General features: G+C 55.6%; 1 protein-coding gene. It reads right to left on the bottom strand.

Features of this window, described 5'->3' with window-relative positions:
* Positions 1-68: 68 nt before the first annotated feature.
* Positions 69-1,535: a DEAD/DEAH box helicase gene (locus QJT78_RS51060; RefSeq protein ID WP_348652446.1), complete on the bottom strand. Its 1,467-nt coding sequence runs from the start codon at positions 1,533-1,535 to the stop codon at positions 69-71.
* Between the last annotated feature and the right edge of the window lie 69 nt (positions 1,536-1,604).

A 1,604-nucleotide genomic window follows, 5' to 3' on the forward strand; every position in this document is an offset into this window, starting at 1 on the left:
ATAAACGTCCTGCCTGACCGGCTACTGCTGTTCAGCGGCGCTGACGGCGATCATCAGGTGGGGGAGTTTCAAGTGACCATACCCGGGGGATTTTGACCGACCCACGGGGTTGTCGCCGAGCTGCGTCCCTCCGCCGACAGGCTAGCCAACTTGTTTATGTCGCGAGCTTGAGATGGCGGTTGGTGGCGACATTGCGGGCAAAATCGGTAAGCTCCGCGAAAAAACCACGCGGGAACACCCTGAGAATCTGACGAACCGTCTTTACCGAGGGTCAGTAGCAATCCTTCATGCTTCCCGCGGTGCGATTGCTTTAGCCTTTCCGTGCCAGCGGGACTCGTTTCCTGCCAATCGTCGGGGTAGTCCGATATGTGGCCCGAGAAGGCAAAGTCTTCGTTGACCGTTGGAACGAGAAAGCCGCCTTCTGTACCGTCGGGGTCGACTTCGTCTGAAGGCGGTTCATCAATAGGCCGAGCAACCACCTTTCCACCGACAATGCTGACGCTGTGATGTTCCTGCCCACATTCCCGGCAAAAGAACGTGGGGTAAAGACGGGCTGATTCATCGTCTGGATGAAAAACCTGTCCCTCCAGAACTATGCGGCGGGACGATGCTGGTTCGAGCGTGGAATAAACCTGTCCCGCGCCGGAAATAAATCGGTGCAGTTTGAACGCTAAGAACGCGCGATCGCTGGTGCCCCCCCTTAAATCTTCACGACGTCCCATTACTGATAAAATGCGAGCGACGGCTTCCGCACACTTCTCTGTGCCCAGGCCGGTAGTGAGAGCGAGCTTTTCGGCTGCCTCGCCCAGTGTCATCGGCGGGCGACGTCGCAGCTTTTCGCCTTCAATGAGACCGACTTCCGTTTCTATCCAACACGCCAGAGGGTGATGAAAGAGAGCTTTGTTGCTAATGTTCGTGGGTATTTGCCCGGTAACCGCATCGCGGAGGGTTTGGCCGAGCGATGAGCCATGAGCAGTTGGATCGGTAACGCGCGCCAGATGCTCGTCGATGATGGAGTTAGGACCCATCGGCTCGCCGAAGAGCTTGGATCCGACTTCCGCTACGGCTCTGTTCCGCGCTTCGTCGTTTTCAGCATTCGACATCGTCGCCGACGTGCCGATGCATAGCAGCTTCTTTTTTCCCGCGAGCCGTTCTTTGACCCGACGAACCAGCATGGCCACACCTGCACCTTGGCGACCACGATATGTGTGGAGTTCGTCAAGAACCAGGAATTCCAATCCACGAGCGTTGTCGATCACCGTTTGGTCAAGTTCGTCTTGGCGCGTCAACAAGAGTTCAAGCATCATAAAGTTCGTGAGCAGAATATCTGGCTTAAGAGTTGCTATCTCTTGTCGCCTCGAATCCGATTCTTGGCCGGTGTAACGAGCAAAGGTTGGACGCAGCTTTTCATCCACTCCGGAGGACGCAACGAATTTTTCCAGTTCTTCAAGCTGGCTATTGGCGAGAGCATTCATTGGATAGATTACGATAGCTCTAGCCCGTCCTATTCGTGAGAGTGCGTTTTCTAGTCCGATTGATGTGGCCGCACATCTGCTCTGACGAGGCGCACAGGATTGCCTTCGGCTTTTCGCCGCCTGACCACC

It is taken from the genome of Bradyrhizobium sp. Mp27, from assembly GCF_029953005.1.
GTDB lineage: Bacteria > Pseudomonadota > Alphaproteobacteria > Rhizobiales > Xanthobacteraceae > Bradyrhizobium > Bradyrhizobium barranii.